This is a genomic window from Pseudomonas sp. RL_105y_Pfl2_101 (genome assembly GCF_963970585.1).
In the GTDB taxonomy this organism is placed as follows: domain Bacteria; phylum Pseudomonadota; class Gammaproteobacteria; order Pseudomonadales; family Pseudomonadaceae; genus Aquipseudomonas.
Genome location: NZ_CAXAPG010000028.1, coordinates 32,526 through 46,754, shown reverse-complemented (window position 1 = coordinate 46,754; position 14,229 = coordinate 32,526). Strand labels below are relative to the sequence as shown.

Below are 14,229 nucleotides of genomic sequence, written 5' to 3'. Positions count from 1 at the left end.
GGTGCGACGAATGGTCTAGCCGTCGAGTCCGGCTTCTTCCATGAATTGCTCCATGAAGCTTTTCAGTTTTTCGTGACGGATCAGCGCCATGTGTTGCCCGGTGGCGGTCTGGAAACCGTCGGCCAGGTGCAACAATTTGGTCTGGAAATGATCAAGGCAGAAGCGTCGGTCATCGTAATCCCGGGACTTGGCCTGCGGATCCTGAGGGTCATAGAGCGCGCTGCCCATGCGTCCGGCCACATAAAATGTGCGGGCTACACCGAGCAGGCCCAATGAGTCGAGGCGGTCGGCGTCCTGGAGAATTCTGGCTTCGAGTGTGATCGCTGCGACATTGGCCGAAAAACTGTGAGCCTCGATGGCATGGGCAATGGCGCTGATTTTTTCGTTTGACCAGTTCAGTGTCGACAACAGCGTCGATGCCTTTTTCGCTGCCAGGCGAGAGGCCTCGGCGCGCAGCGGTGAGTTTTTTTCCACCGCCACACAGTCATGCAGCAACGTTGCCGCCAGCAGGATAAGCAGATCACCGCCTTCCTGGCGATGAAGCAAGCGTACGTTGTGCCAGACCCGTTGCAGGTGTGACAGATCGTGAGCGCCATCCTCCGATGGCTCCAATGCATGAGGCAGCAATTGGGCCGCGACGGTTTGAAAAGGTGCAAAGGCGGCAGCGGTCATGACAGATCCTTTGTATGTCAGTACTTCGAGGGTTCGTGGATGATGTTCATTTTCATATGTGACGAGCGCCCCGTGGCGGCTTAGTATGGCGCTTTCAATTGGCTACAAGGCCTGTTCATGTCGATCGAGATCCGTCCCGCGCAACCCAGCGATGCGCTTCAAATCCTTGCCTTCATCACCGAGCTGGCTGATTACGAAAAGGCCCGCCACGAAGTCATCGCCAGTGTGGCGGACATCGAGCGCAGCCTGTTCAGCGAGGGCGCAACCGCCCATGGGCTGATCTGCCTGCGTGACGGCGTGCCGATTGGTTACGCGGTGTTTTTCTTCAGTTATTCCACCTGGCTGGGCAGCAACTGCCTGTACCTCGAAGACCTGTACATCACGCCTGAACAGCGCGGTGGTGGGGCGGGCAAGACGTTGCTGCGCCATCTGGCTAAAGTTGCCTGTGACAACGATTGCGGACGCTTCGAATGGAGCGTGCTGGACTGGAACACGCCGGCCATCGAGTTCTACAAATCCCTCGGCGCGCAACCCCAGGAAGAGTGGGTGCGCTACCGAATGGACGGCAAGGTGCTACGGGATTTCGCTAACGGCAATTGAAATTCACGAGTAGGCGCTGGATGCATACTCGGCAAATCCCGGGCGCTGTTCGAGCCGCTTGCAATAGGCGGTCACCGCTGGATAGTCCGGGCGTTCCATGGGCGTCTGGCGCCAGCGGTGGGCGGACAGGCCAATGAGCACGTCCGCGAGGGAAAATGCCGTACCGGCCACGTAGGCGCCGGTGCGGTTCAATTGCTGCTCCAGCAAACCCATCTTCTCGTTCCAGCCTTTGACGCCTTTGGCGATGAGCTGTGGGTCCTGGAAATCCGGGTGTTTGCGCACCAGTCCGTAGAACGCATCGCCCCATGACGGGTTGAGCTCTGTGGCTTGCCAGTCCATCCATTGTTCGACGCGCGCCCGTGCGGCAGGTTCGACGGGCAGCAGATCGCTGGGCCCATGCTTGCCCACCAAGTAGCGGCAAATAGTGTTCGACTCCCAGAGCACGCCGTTTTCATCGATGATCACCGGTACCTGGGCGTTGGGATTCAAGGCCAGGAACGCCGGGTCATGGGTCGAGGCAAAGCCGATGCCCCAATCTTCGCGCTCGTAGGCGATGTCCAGTTCCTGGCAGGTCCACAACACTTTTCTGACGTTGATCGAGGAAGTGCGGCCGAGGATTTTCAGCAGTTGTCCCATCACTTTTTCCCTGAGTTGTTTGGCGTCCGGTGAGAAACGTAGCAGGGTCTTGGACGGATGGCGATTGGCTTTTGGGTTGACTCATGTTGTCCCGATATATGGGATTGATATTTATATATTGAGATTTTTACGCGCCAAGGTTTATAGTCCGTCTCACTCACTGCCAACAATCAAAACAGGTGAAACGGATGCAGGCGCAATTGATTGCGCTCGATTGGGGGACCACCTCATTACGGGCTTACAAACTCGCCGCCGGGGGCGAGGTGCTCGAACAGCGCTCGCTGTCATCGGGAATCATGCAGTTGCCGTCCGGGCCGCGAAGCGTGGCCGGACGGGTGTGCATCGACGGTTTTGAACTGGCCTTCGACGAGGCCTGTGGCGACTGGCTCGATGCGCAGCCTGGCCTGCCTGTGATTGCCTGCGGCATGGTCGGTAGTGCTCAGGGCTGGCGTGAAGCGCCGTACTGCGACACACCCGCCAACGTCGCCAATCTCGGACATTCCCTACAAGCCGTTCGCAGCCTTCGCGGTGTCGATGTGCACATCGTGCCGGGGGTGATTCAGCGTTCACGCTTGCCCAATGTCATGCGCGGTGAAGAAACCCAGGTGCTCGGCGCCTTGCACAGCTTGCCGGATGAAGCGGTGCTGATCGGCCTGCCCGGCAGTCATTCGAAATGGGTGGAAGTGGCCGATGGCTGCATCGTGCATTTCGACACCTTCATGACCGGCGAGATTTTCGCCGTGCTCAGTGACCACAGCATTCTCGGCCGTACCCAGCAACGGAGTACGACCTTCGATGGCGTGGCCTTTGATCGTGGCGTGCAGGTGGCGTTGTCGGTGGACGGCCAGATCGGTCCGTTGTCCACGGTGTTCAGCGCCCGCAGCCTGGGCTTGACCGGCGAGCTGGCCGCCAGCGCCCAGGCGGATTACCTCTCGGGCCTATTGATCGGCCATGAGTTGACGGCGCTGGCCGAGGTGCAGCGTCGACGACGCGACAGCCTCCATCTGCCGACGGTGGTGCTGATCGGCAACTCCCAACTCTGTGTCCGTTATCAACGGGCCCTCGACGCTTGCGGCTTCGCCCGGGTGGTCTTGGCCGAACAGGCCACTGAACGCGGTTTGTGGCAACTGGCCGTGGCGGCCGGGTTGCTCGGTTCCACCGCCCCTTGAACCTGATTGGAGGTCTGACATGCTCACACAAGCACTGGCGCACAACGGGCTGATCGCGATCCTGCGTGGTCTGCGTCCCGAAGAGGCGGCGGCCATCGGCGAAGTCCTGTACAGCGCCGGATTTCGCGTGATCGAAGTGCCGCTCAATTCCCCCGAGCCGTACGAAAGCATCCGCATCCTGCGCAGTACCTTGCCCGCCGATTGCCTGATCGGTGCCGGCACCGTGCTCATGCCGGAACAGGTCGAGCAAGTGAAAGCCGTCGGTGGCCAAGTGATCGTCATGCCCCACAGCGATCCGAAGGTGTTGCGTGCCGCAAAAGCGGCGGGTTTGTATTTGTCGCCAGGCGTCGCCACGCCCACCGAAGCCTTCGCCGCACTGGCCGAAGGCGCCCATGTACTGAAGATGTTTCCCGCCGAGCAAATGGGCCCGGCGGTGGTCAAGGCCTGGCTCGCGGTGCTGCCGGCCGGGACCGTGCTGGTGCCGGTGGGCGGGATTACGCCAGACAACATGGCGGTGTTCGTCGAAGCCGGTGTCAAGGGTTTTGGTCTCGGTTCCGGGCTGTTCAAGCCGGGCCTGACAGCGGACGAAGTGGCAGTGCGCGCCAAGGCCTACGTGGCCGCATGGAGCGCCTTGAACTGAAGACTTTTCCAGCGCCCCGTGCGCTGCATCTGATAAGAGAGACAACACGATGAAAATCACCAAGCTGACTACGTTTATCGTTCCGCCGCGCTGGTGCTTTCTCAAGATCGAGACGGATGAGGGCGTGACCGGTTGGGGCGAGCCCGTGGTCGAAGGCCGTGCCCACACGGTGGCGGCGGCTGTCGAGGAATTGTCTGACTACCTGATTGGCAAAGACCCACGCAACATCGAAGACATCTGGACGGTGCTGTATCGCGGCGGCTTCTACCGCGGTGGGGCCATTCACATGAGCGCCCTGGCCGGCATTGACCAAGCGTTGTGGGACATCAAGGGCAAGGCCTTGGGTGTGTCGGTCAGCGACCTGCTGGGCGGCCAGGTGCGCGACAAGATCCGTGTGTATTCGTGGATCGGCGGCGACCGACCGGCGGACACCGCTCGCGCGGCGAAAGAAGCCGTGGCGCGGGGCTTCACCGCTGTGAAGATGAACGGCACCGAGGAGCTGCAGTTTCTCGACACTTATGAAAAAGTCGACCTGGCCCTGGCCAACGTGGCGGCGGTGCGGGATGCGGTAGGGCCGAACGTCGGCATTGGCGTGGACTTCCACGGCCGGGTGCACAAGCCGATGGCCAAGGTGCTGATGAAGGAACTCGATCCCTACAAGCTGATGTTCATCGAAGAGCCGGTGCTCAGCGAAAACTACGAAGCCCTCAAAGAATTGGCGCCGCTGACCAGCACCCCGATTGCCCTGGGCGAGCGGTTGTTCTCGCGCTGGGACTTCAAGCGTGTACTCAGCGAAGGCTACGTGGACATCATCCAGCCGGATGCGTCCCACGCCGGCGGTATCACCGAAACCCGCAAGATCGCCAACATGGCCGAGGCCTACGACGTGGCCCTGGCGCTGCACTGCCCGCTGGGCCCCATCGCCTTGGCGGCGTGCTTACAACTGGATGCGGTCTGCTACAACGCGTTCATCCAGGAGCAGAGCCTGGGTATCCACTACAACGAGAGCAACGACCTGCTGGATTACATCAAGGATCCGCAGGTGTTCGACTACGACAAGGGCTTCGTGAAAATCCCCAACGGCCCGGGCCTGGGCATTGAGATCAACGAGGAATACGTCATTGAGCGCGCGGCCATCGGTCACCGCTGGCGCAACCCGATCTGGCGTCATGCCGATGGCAGTTTTGCCGAGTGGTGATTTGCGCCTGAGTACTGCGCGGGAACCGAGGAATCTTGTGGGAGCAAGGCTTGCTCAATCCTTGCCGTATTCGACAAATATAAAAAGAGGCACCTCACATGCAAGCGCACACCCTGAGCGCGCAGGCGTCGTTGGTGACGCCCAGCCGTAAGCGTTTTTTCATCATGGTCCTGCTGTTCATCACCGTAGTGATCAATTACCTGGACCGCAGCAACCTCTCGATTGCCGCTCCCGCATTGACCCGCGACCTGGGCATCGATCCGATTCATGTCGGGCTGATTTTCTCGGCGTTCGGCTGGACCTACGCCGCCATGCAGATCCCCGGTGGCTGGCTGGTGGATCGAGTGCCGCCGCGCATTCTGTATAGCGTGGCGTTGCTGTTATGGTCGCTGGCCACGGTGATGCTGGGTTTCGCCGCCAGTTTCATCGCGCTGTTCGTGCTGCGCATGGCGGTCGGTGCCCTGGAAGCGCCGGCTTATCCGATCAACAGCCGCGTGGTCACCACCTGGTTTCCTGAGCGCGAGCGGGCCACGGCCATCGGTTTCTACACCTCCGGGCAGTTTGTTGGGCTGGCCTTCCTGACCCCGGTGTTGGCCTGGCTGCAACACACCTTCGGTTGGCACATGGTGTTTGTCGCCACGGGCGCGGTGGGCATTCTCTGGGCGGCAATCTGGTACGCGGTGTATCGCGAGCCGCGGGATTTCAAAGGCGCCAATGCCGCCGAAATCGAACTGATCCGCGAAGGCGGCGGGTTGGTGGATATCCAGGCCGATACCGCCAAGGCCAAGGCGAAATTCAGCTGGACTGATTTGGGGATTGTCCTGACCCAACGCAAATTGTGGGGCATTTACCTGGGACAGTTTTGCCTCAACTCCACGCTGTGGTTTTTCCTGACGTGGTTTCCGACTTACCTGGTGAAATATCGCGGCATGGACTTCATCAAGTCCGGCCTGCTGGCGTCGTTGCCGTTTCTCGCGGCGTTTGTCGGCGTGCTGTGCGCCGGTTTTTTCTCCGACTGGCTGATTCGGCGCGGTGCCACCGTGGGGTTTGCGCGCAAGCTGCCGATCATTGGTGGGTTGCTGATCTCGACCTCGATCATCGGCGCCAACTTTGTTGAGTCGACGCCGCTGGTGATCGGTTTCCTGGCTTTGGCGTTCTTCGGCAATGGCCTGGCGTCGATCACCTGGTCGCTGGTCTCCACCTTGGCGCCGGCACGGTTGCTCGGGCTGACGGGCGGGGTGTTCAACCTCATCGGCAACCTGGCGGCCATCGCCACGCCGATCGTCATTGGCTTTCTCGCCAGCGGCGATTCATTTGCCCCGGCCATCACCTATATCGCTGTTCTGGCATTGGCTGGGGCGCTGTCCTACATCCTGCTGGTCGGGAAGGTCGAGCGCATCGAGTTGTAGTCCGACGGGGCGGGCGACCATAATGCCGGCCGTTCCCCGCTCACTGTTGAAGGCCGGCTATGCAGCAAGACGATCCAAAAATCACCAAGGACGCCGCGCCCACAGGCACGCAGACATTGTTGCGCGGCCTGGGTGTGGTCCAGGCGGTCGCCAGCGGTGCGCGTGACTTGAAGGAAATCGCCCGGCTGATCGGCACTACCCGCAGCACCACTCATCGCCTGGCCAGTTGCCTGGTGGACGAACGTTACCTGCGCGTGGTGCCGCAAGTGGGTTACCTGCTGGGGCCGAAATTGATCGAGCTGGGCTTTCAGGCCCGGGAAGAGTTGCCACTAGTGAGCCTGGCGGGGCCGTATCTGGATGAGCTGTCGGCGCTCACCGGGGACACCGTTCACTTGGCGATTCGCGAGGATGACGAAGTCTTGTACCTGCTGAAGAATCCGGGGCGCAACGGTCCGGAAATGCGCTCGCGCGTAGGCCATCGCATGCCGTTGGCGCGCACCGGGATCGGCAAGGCGCTGATGCTTGATGACTCGCAGGAACAATGGAAGCGACTGTATGAAATCAGCCTGCCAGCCGCTGGGAAGAATCAATTCTGGCCCCAGCATCAGGAGCAATCCTGGGAACAGTTCCAGCAACGGATGGTGGAGTATGTGGCGGGGGGCTACGCCTTCGACCTGGAAGACAACGAACCGTCGATTCGGTGCGTGGCAGCACCGATCCGTGACGCCGGCAAGCGCATCGTCGCCGGCATCAGCATCGCCAGCACCGTGCCGTACATGCCGCTGGAAAAAATGGCCGAGCTGATTCCCCTGGTCAAAGGGGTCACTGCCCGGCTGTCGGCGGAACTGGGCGCCAAGGTTTGACGAGCGTCAGGCCTTGAGCGTGGCCATGTCGATGACGAAGCGGTATTTCACATCCCCAGCGATCATGCGGCTGTAGGCCTCGTTGATCTGGCGGATGTCGAGCATTTCAATGTCGCAACTGATCTGGTGTTCGGCGCAGAAATCCAGCACCTCCTGGGTTTCTGCGACACCGCCGATCAGTGAACCGGCCAGGACGCGGCGACCCATGATCAGTTTTGCCGCGTGTACCGGCGGATCGACCGGTTCGACCAGGCCGACGATGATGTGCACTCCGTCGAAACGCAGCGTGTCGAGGTAGGGATTGAGGTCGTGCTGCACCGGAATGGTGTCCAGCAGGAAGTGGAATCGTCCGGCTGCGGCGGCCATCTGTTTGGCGTCGGTGGACACGATCACATGGTCGGCGCCCTGGCGACGGGCTTCTTCAGCCTTGCTCGCCGAGCGGGTGAATAATGTCACTTCTGCGCCCATGGCCTTGGCGAATTTGATGCCCATGTGGCCCAGGCCGCCCATGCCCAGCACGCCAACCTTGTCGCCAGCCTTCACACCATAGTGCTTGAGGGGAGAGTAGGTGGTGATGCCTGCGCAGAGAAGTGGCGCGGCGCTGGCCGGGTCGAGTGCTGCCGGAATGCGCAGCACAAAGTGCTCACTGACCACGATGCTGTTGGAGTAACCGCCCATGGTGTGGCCGCCACTCACGCGGTCCGGGCTGGCGTAGGTCTGAGTCATGCCTTCCAGGCAGTATTGCTCCAGGTCGGCGCGGCAAGCTTCGCACTCGCGGCAGGAGTCGACCATGCAGCCCACGCCGACCAAATCGCCTGCTTCATAGCGGGTGACATTCGCACCGACAGCGGTGACTTTGCCGATGATTTCATGGCCGGGCATCAGCGGGTAAACGGCAATACCCCATTCATTGCGGGCTTGGTGGATGTCGGAATGGCAGACGCCGCAGTAGAGAATGTCGATCGCCACATCGTCGGCTCGTGGGCTGCGACGCTCGAACTTCATGGGGGCGAGGGGGGTGGTGGCCGATTGGGCGGCATAGCCGATGGCTGTGTACATGATGGACCTCGCTAAGCAGTGAACGGTGAGGCGATCTATTCTGGGAGCACCAGCGGCAGGTGGCGATGGCGATTCCTCCGTCTGTCATGCCTAATCCTCCGGTCTTGGCCAGGATTTGATCCTCAGTGGCGTCAGACCTGCGATGATGGTTTCGTCCCTTTTTTCGTGAAGTTTTCGCCCATGTTGTTGACCCGTCATCTCGATGCCAACGCCACGCTGGTTTCACTGATAGAACCCCTGGCGACCCGCGACGGTTTCATCCCTACGCGACTGCCCGGCGTGCAAGCGCTTCGCGCCAGCCAGGACGTCGCCCGTGGTCCGCAGCTCTACGAGCCGAGCCTGGTGATCATCGCCCAGGGCAGCAAACTGGCGTACCTGGGGCCGCGCACACTGGAATATGGCGCCGGGCACTATCTGATCCAGGCCTTGCCGGTGCCGTTCGAATGCGAAACCTACGCCATGCCCAATGCTCCGCTGCTGGGGGTTTCCGTTGCGATCGACCGGGCGATGTTGGGCGAACTGGTGCTGGCCATGGGGCTGGTGCCGGGGCGGAGCCTGGTGCCCCAGACGCTGGAATCAATGACCTGTGCAGTGCTCGATGACGCCATGCGTGGGTGTGTCGAACGCTTGTTGCGCTGCCTGCACGATCCATTGGAATGCCAGGTCATGGGCCAGGCGCGGCTGCGGGAGTTGCTGTTCGTCGCGTTGCGCGGGCCCCAGGCCGATGTGCTGCGGGCGCTGGTGGAGCAGCAAGGCCAATTCGCCCGGATTGCCGCGGCCCTGAGCCATTTGCACGCGCACTTCACTGAACCGCTGAACGTCGAGACATTGGCCAGTTGCGCGAACATGAGCGCCTCGACCTTCCATGAGCATTTCAAGCGCAGCACGTTGTTGTCGCCCGTGCAGTACCTCAAGCGTTTACGCCTGCTCAAGGCCCAGCGACTGCTGCTCGCCGAGGGCATGGGTGTGGCCCAGGTTGCGCACCTGGTGGGGTATCAGAGCTCGTCGCAGTTCAGCCGGGAGTACAAGCGCTACTTTGAACGCAGCCCCGGGGAAGAGCGCGCCGCCTGAGTCTCTGAAAATCCCTTGTGGGAGCGGACTTGCTCCCACATTTGGACGGCGGTGTTTGTTGGATTACAGGCAACAAAAAGGCCCCCGTTGCGGGAGCCTTGATGTTCAGTGCAACGGCTTACATGTTCGGGTAAGTCGGTCCACCGGCGCCTTCCGGCGACACCCAGGTGATGTTCTGCGAAGGGTCCTTGATGTCACAGGTCTTGCAGTGCACACAGTTCTGGGCGTTGATCTGGAAGCGCTTCTCGCCGTCTTCCTTGGTCACCACTTCGTACACGCCCGCCGGGCAGTAGCGCTGGGCCGGTTCGTCGTACAACGGCAGGTTCTTGCTGATCGGGATGCTCGGGTCGGTCAGCTTCAGGTGGCAGGGCTGTTCTTCTTCGTGGTTAGTACCGGAGATGAACACCGAGCTGAGTTTGTCGAAGCTGATCTTGCCGTCCGGTTTCGGGTAGTCGATTTTCTTGCAATCGGCTGCCAGCTTGAGGCAAGCGTAGTCGGGCTTGGTGTCGTGCAAGGTGAACGGAATTTTGCCGCCGAGGATGTTCTGGTCGAACCAGTTGAAGCCGGCGCCGAGGATCGGCCCGAACTTGTGCATCGCTGGGCCGAAGTTTCGGCTGGCGAACAACTCTTCATAGAGCCAGCTGGCTTTGAAACGGTCGACGTAGGTGGTCAATTCATCACCGCCTTCGCCGCCTGACAGCAACGCTTCAGCCACCGATTCGGCAGCGAGCATGCCGGATTTCATCGCAGTATGGCTGCCCTTGATCTTGGCTACGTTCATGGTACCCAGGTCGCAGCCGATCAATGCGCCACCCTTGAAGACCATTTTCGGCAGCGAATTGATACCACCCTTGGCCAGTGCACGGGCGCCGTAGCTGATGCGCTTGCCACCTTCGAGGTACTGCTTGAGCACCGGGTGATGCTTGAGGCGCTGGAACTCGTCGAACGGCGACAGGAACGTGTTGCTGTAGGACAGGTCGACGATCAGGCCGACCACCACTTGATTGTTTTCCAGGTGATAAAGGAAAGAACCGCCGGTATTCTCGGTGCCCATGATGTTCAGCGGCCAGCCGGCGGTGTGCACCACCAGGCCTGGTTGGTGCTTGGCCGGGTCGATTTCCCAGATTTCCTTCAGGCCGATGCCGTAGTGCTGGGCGTCGGCGTCGCTGTCCAGGTCGAAGCGCTTGATCAGTTGCTTGCCGATGTGGCCACGGCAGCCTTCGGCGAACAGCGTGTATTTGCCGCGCAGTTCCATGCCAGGGGTGTAAAGGCCTTCCTTCGGATTGCCTTCACGGTCGACACCCAGGTCGCCGGTAATGATCCCGCGCACTACGCCGTTCTCGTCGAACAGCGCTTCCTGGGCGGTGAAACCCGGGTAGATTTCCACGCCCAGGTTCTCGGCCTGCTGGGCCAGCCAGCGGCACAGGTTGCCCAGGGAAATAATATAGTTGCCTTCGTTGTGCATGGTCTTGGGCACAAAGAAGTCAGGGATTTTGCTCGCGGCCTCGGCGTTTCTCAGGACATAAATGTCATCGCGTACGACGGGCGTGTTCAACGGGGCGCCGAGTTCTTTCCAGTCCGGGAACAGCTCGTTCAGGGCGCGGGGTTCGAACACCGCACCGGAGAGGATGTGTGCCCCAACCTCGGAGCCTTTTTCGACCACGCAGACGCTGATTTCCTTACCGGCTTCGGCGGCCTTCTGTTTCAGTCGGCAAGCGGCAGACAGGCCAGCGGGGCCGGCGCCGACGATGACCACGTCGAATTCCATGTATTCGCGTTCCACAGGGCTCTCTCCTACTCAAGGCTCACAGTTTTTTCTAATTGGAGGTTTGGCGTTGCATTCGTTGTTTCCCTCGCGAAAAGCGACGAAAGCGACAATGGATGAAACGCGTGTCTCTCTTAAGCGGCGCATTATATCTACACCACTCTCAGGGTCCAATACAAACGTTTGTTTGAAATTGCCGCAGCCCAGATAAATCACTGACGTACGGCTTATGACTGACCATTTTGCCGTATTGACCGGAATAGGCGTTCCGGTCAAGATACGGGCGGTTTTGCGCTCGCCGTAGGCTGACTGTTGGTTTCAAGAGCACCTCTAAAGACAGGGCGAAGGCAGCACAACGTGACGCATTGCGTGGTTCTGACGCGCAGTTTACACGCCGAGATAATGAATGACTCATCAGTCATCACTGACGAATGGTCTTCATTGCCGTGAGCTGGGTCATGTGTGGTTCATGCCGGCGTTTTTAGAGGTGCCCTTGCGCCCATGAGCATCAACCGCCAGGTTCGCCTAGGCGACTTTTTTTCACCGGAGAGTAACGAGGAATCCATGAAGGTTCTTGTAGCTGTCAAACGAGTGGTCGACTATAACGTCAAGGTTCGCGTCAAGGCGGACAACTCCGGCGTCGACCTCGCCAACGTCAAGATGTCGATGAACCCTTTCTGCGAAATCGCCGTAGAAGAAGCCGTGCGCTTGAAGGAAAAAGGCGTGGCGACTGAGATCGTCGTCGTCTCCATCGGCCCGACCACCGCCCAGGAACAACTGCGCACCGCGCTGGCACTGGGTGCTGATCGCGCCATCCTCGTCGAATCCGCCGAAGACCTGACCTCCCTGGCCGTGGCCAAGCTGCTCAAGGCCGTTGTCGACAAGGAACAGCCATCGCTGGTGATCCTCGGCAAGCAGGCCATCGACAGCGACAACAATCAGACCGGCCAGATGCTCGCTGCATTGAGCGGCTACGGCCAGGGCACCTTTGCTTCGAAAGTCGAAGTGTCCGGCGACAGCGTTGCCGTGACCCGCGAAATCGACGGCGGCGCGCAGACCGTTTCCCTGAAACTACCGGCCATCGTCACCACCGACCTGCGTTTGAACGAGCCACGCTATGCGTCGCTGCCAAACATCATGAAAGCCAAGAAGAAGCCGCTTGAAGTGCTGACGCCTGACGCTTTGGGCGTTTCCACCGCCTCCACCAACAAGACCCTCAAAGTCGAAGCGCCGGCTGCACGCAGCGCGGGCATCAAGGTCAAGTCGGTGGCTGAACTGGTCGAGAAACTGAAAAACGAAGCGAAGGTGATCTGATCATGACTATCCTCGTAATCGCCGAACACGATAACAAGGCGCTGGCTCCGGCCACGCTGAACACTGTTGCTGCCGCTGCCAAAATCGGTGGCGATATTCACGTGCTGGTGGCTGGCCAGGGCGCTGGCGCCGTGGCTGAAGCCGCTGCGAAAATCGCTGGCGTGGCCAAAGTGCTGTCGGCCGACAACGCCGCCTACGCGCACCAACTGCCGGAAAACGTTGCACCGCTGGTAGCCGAGCTGGGCAACGGCTACAGCCACATCCTGGCTGCCGCGACTTCCAACGGCAAGAACATCCTGCCGCGCGTGGCCGCCGCACTGGACGTCGACCAGATCTCCGAAATCATCTCGGTAGAAAGCGCCGACACCTTCAAGCGTCCGATCTACGCCGGCAACGCCATTGCCACCGTGCAATCGAACGCTGCGGTCAAGGTCATCACAGTCCGCGCCACCGGTTTCGACCCGGTTGCCGCTGAAGGTGGCTCGGCTGCTGTTGAAGCCGTAGGCGCTGCCCATGACGCCGGCATCTCCAGCTTCGTCAACGAAGAACTGGCCAAGTCCGACCGTCCTGAACTGACCGCCGCCAAGATCGTCGTTTCCGGCGGCCGTGGCATGCAGAACGGTGACAACTTCAAGCACCTGTACGCCCTGGCCGACAAGCTGGGCGCCGCCGTCGGTGCCTCCCGTGCCGCGGTCGACGCCGGTTTCGTACCCAACGACATGCAGGTCGGCCAGACCGGCAAGATCGTTGCGCCACAGCTGTACATTGCCGTCGGTATCTCCGGCGCGATTCAGCACTTGGCCGGCATGAAAGACTCCAAGGTGATCGTTGCGATCAACAAGGACGAAGAAGCACCGATCTTCCAGGTGGCCGACTATGGCCTGGTCGCGGACTTGTTCGACGCCATCCCTGAGCTGGAGAAGCTGGTCTAATCCGGTGTCTTCACTTATAAAGAGCCCGGCCCTTTGGCCGGGCTTTTTATTTATCAGAGGAACGTATCGCCATGGAATTGCGCCGTTTGGCTGGCTGGTCGTTGCTGTGGACGTTGGCGCTCGTGCCAGGCCTGTCTGCCGCCGCCGGCAAATGTGAACGACTGATCGCCACCGGCAGCCCGGATGCGCCGCCCTATCTCTGGCAGGACCCTCAGGACCCCAAGCACTTGATTGGTGCCGGTGCCGACCTGCTGGCGCAGGTCGCGCAGGAACTGGGGGTCAAGATCGAACTGCTGTATGCCGGCAAGCACGCCCAGGCGTTGGGCGAAGTACGCAGTGGGCGCATGGACCTGTTCACCGACGTTCCGCTGACCGTTACCGGGCTTGAAGTGCTGGATTACGTGCATCCGCCCTTGCTCGAAAACGATTACCTGGTCTGGACCCGCAAGGACTCGACGCTGGTTATCAACCAGCCCACAGACCTTTACGGTCATCCCGGGGCCTTGTCGGAAAAGGCCCACATGACCCAGGGGTTCGACGTCTTTTCCGAGCAGCAATTGTCCCTGGTGCGCACGCCGGACCTGACCCAGGCCTTTCAGAAACTGCTGCTGGGCGAGGTGGAATATGTCCTGGCGGGTCGCTACTCGGGCCTGGCAATGGTGCAGACACTGGGAATGGCCAACGATCTGCAAGCCGCACCGCAACCGGTGGACAAACCCGGACTGTTCCTCGCGATTTCCCATAACTCCGCCTGCAATGACCCATGGTTACGCGGACAGCTGGCGCAAAAGATGACAGAATTGGCCGCGTCCGGCCTGGCAGAGGCTGTGTTGCAACGCAATCTCGAACGTTGGAATACACAGTTGCAGCCATCTGTCAGTGCCCCAAAACAGTAGGGAAC

At 60.5% G+C, this 14,229-nt stretch carries 14 protein-coding genes; 10 read left to right on the top strand and 4 right to left on the bottom strand.

All coding sequences use genetic code 11. The annotated features are described in order from the left end of the window. Positions 1-15: 15 nt before the first annotated feature. Positions 16-672 carry an HD domain-containing protein gene (locus tag AACY31_RS22670; RefSeq protein ID WP_339482219.1) on the bottom strand — a complete coding sequence of 219 codons (657 nt, stop codon included), beginning with the start codon at positions 670-672 and terminating at the stop codon, positions 16-18. Positions 673-789: 117 nt separating this feature from the next. On the opposite strand from AACY31_RS22670, the gene AACY31_RS22665 reads away from it, so the two are divergent. Next, positions 790-1,272 carry a GNAT family N-acetyltransferase gene (locus AACY31_RS22665; RefSeq protein ID WP_339482220.1) on the top strand — a complete coding sequence of 161 codons (483 nt, stop codon included), beginning with the start codon at positions 790-792 and terminating at the stop codon, positions 1,270-1,272. A gap of 3 nt (positions 1,273-1,275) precedes the next feature. Here the strand turns inward: AACY31_RS22665 and AACY31_RS22660 are convergent, their stop codons facing one another. Beyond that, on the bottom strand, positions 1,276-1,908 hold the full coding sequence (locus AACY31_RS22660; RefSeq protein WP_339492199.1) for a glutathione S-transferase family protein: 633 nt from the start codon (positions 1,906-1,908) through the stop codon (positions 1,276-1,278). Between the two features lie 188 nt (positions 1,909-2,096). Here AACY31_RS22660 and AACY31_RS22655 point away from each other — a divergent pair, with 188 nt between their 5' ends. From AACY31_RS22655 to AACY31_RS22635, 5 genes are all read left to right on the top strand, one after another. Beyond that, positions 2,097-3,077 (top strand): 2-dehydro-3-deoxygalactonokinase, encoded by a 981-nt coding sequence (locus AACY31_RS22655; protein WP_339482222.1) that lies wholly within the window; start codon positions 2,097-2,099, stop codon positions 3,075-3,077. A gap of 19 nt (positions 3,078-3,096) precedes the next feature. Next, entirely contained in the window at positions 3,097-3,717 is a 621-nt protein-coding gene (locus AACY31_RS22650; RefSeq protein ID WP_339482223.1) for a 2-dehydro-3-deoxy-6-phosphogalactonate aldolase, read from the top strand. A gap of 49 nt (positions 3,718-3,766) precedes the next feature. After that, positions 3,767-4,915: a galactonate dehydratase gene (dgoD, locus tag AACY31_RS22645; protein WP_339482224.1), complete on the top strand. Its 1,149-nt coding sequence runs from the start codon at positions 3,767-3,769 to the stop codon at positions 4,913-4,915. A 98-nt stretch (positions 4,916-5,013) separates the two neighbouring features. Then, positions 5,014-6,324 (top strand): MFS transporter, encoded by a 1,311-nt coding sequence (locus tag AACY31_RS22640; RefSeq protein ID WP_339482225.1) that lies wholly within the window; start codon positions 5,014-5,016, stop codon positions 6,322-6,324. Between the two features lie 59 nt (positions 6,325-6,383). Then, complete coding sequence (locus tag AACY31_RS22635) at positions 6,384-7,187, top strand: IclR family transcriptional regulator (protein WP_339482227.1); 804 nt, start codon at positions 6,384-6,386, stop codon at positions 7,185-7,187. A 6-nt stretch (positions 7,188-7,193) separates the two neighbouring features. Here AACY31_RS22635 and AACY31_RS22630 read toward each other — a convergent pair whose 3' ends face one another. Then, on the bottom strand, positions 7,194-8,246 hold the full coding sequence (locus AACY31_RS22630) for an NAD(P)-dependent alcohol dehydrogenase (RefSeq protein WP_339482229.1): 1,053 nt from the start codon (positions 8,244-8,246) through the stop codon (positions 7,194-7,196). 180 nt (positions 8,247-8,426) lie between these two features. Here AACY31_RS22630 and AACY31_RS22625 point away from each other — a divergent pair, with 180 nt between their 5' ends. Next, the gene (locus tag AACY31_RS22625; protein ID WP_339482231.1) at positions 8,427-9,317 is read left to right on the top strand and encodes an AraC family transcriptional regulator; all 891 of its coding nucleotides are present in this window, start codon (positions 8,427-8,429) and stop codon (positions 9,315-9,317) included. Between the two features lie 118 nt (positions 9,318-9,435). Here AACY31_RS22625 and AACY31_RS22620 read toward each other — a convergent pair whose 3' ends face one another. Continuing rightward, complete coding sequence (locus AACY31_RS22620; RefSeq protein WP_339482233.1) at positions 9,436-11,100, bottom strand: electron transfer flavoprotein-ubiquinone oxidoreductase; 1,665 nt, start codon at positions 11,098-11,100, stop codon at positions 9,436-9,438. 546 nt (positions 11,101-11,646) lie between these two features. On the opposite strand from AACY31_RS22620, the gene AACY31_RS22615 reads away from it, so the two are divergent. The 3 genes from AACY31_RS22615 (at position 11,647) to AACY31_RS22605 (ending at position 14,224) form a co-directional block, all read left to right on the top strand. Then, the gene (locus AACY31_RS22615; protein WP_014339477.1) at positions 11,647-12,396 is read left to right on the top strand and encodes an electron transfer flavoprotein subunit beta/FixA family protein; all 750 of its coding nucleotides are present in this window, start codon (positions 11,647-11,649) and stop codon (positions 12,394-12,396) included. A 2-nt stretch (positions 12,397-12,398) separates the two neighbouring features. After that, positions 12,399-13,328: an electron transfer flavoprotein subunit alpha/FixB family protein gene (locus AACY31_RS22610; protein ID WP_339482234.1), complete on the top strand. Its 930-nt coding sequence runs from the start codon at positions 12,399-12,401 to the stop codon at positions 13,326-13,328. Between the two features lie 71 nt (positions 13,329-13,399). Further along, positions 13,400-14,224 (top strand): substrate-binding periplasmic protein, encoded by an 825-nt coding sequence (locus tag AACY31_RS22605; protein WP_339482236.1) that lies wholly within the window; start codon positions 13,400-13,402, stop codon positions 14,222-14,224. The last annotated feature ends 5 nt before the right edge of the window (positions 14,225-14,229 follow it).